The 530-nt window shown below is 56.6% G+C and carries 1 protein-coding gene; it reads right to left on the reverse strand.

The features are described 5' to 3' along the window. On the reverse strand, positions 1-530 hold a 530-nt coding region (locus WA429_RS21390; RefSeq protein WP_443082699.1), incomplete at both ends, for a flagellin N-terminal helical domain-containing protein.

Genomic DNA, 530 nt, shown 5'->3' on the forward strand with positions numbered 1-530 from the left:
GTGTCGGTGCCAAAGTCGGATGCGCCGGTGTTATCAGCGCGGATTGTGGCGACCGAAGCCGAGAAGTTGGTGTTAACCGTGAAGCTCAGACCAAGTTCGTCAAAGTTCAGGGTTGCGCTTTCACCTGCGCCAATCGCCGTGGTGCCACCCGTACGGAAGTCGGTCACGTCGATCGACTGGGTACGGTCAGCAGCGCCATCAATGGTGCTGGTAACGGTCATGATGACCTGGTCGCCGGCGCCATAATTGATATTGACCTCGAAGTTGTTATCGGTGAGGTCCGTATCGGTATCGGTCGCCCAGTAGTTGTTGTCGGTGATGGCAAAGTTGTCAAAGCCGTTCACGGCAACGAGGGCTTCACCAGATCCTGCTGCTGCAAGATCGCCGAACTCGATAGCGACATCGCCACCGTCACCCAGCAGCTGAATGCCGTTGAAGTTGGTGGAAGATGCGATACGGTCAATCTCGTCACGCAGTTCGGTGAATTCGTCGTTCAGGAAGCCGCGTTCGGTATCGGACAGGTTGCCCGA

It is taken from the genome of Thalassospira sp. CH_XMU1420-2, assembly GCF_037029325.1.
GTDB classification, from domain to species: Bacteria; Pseudomonadota; Alphaproteobacteria; order Rhodospirillales; family Thalassospiraceae; genus Thalassospira; species Thalassospira povalilytica.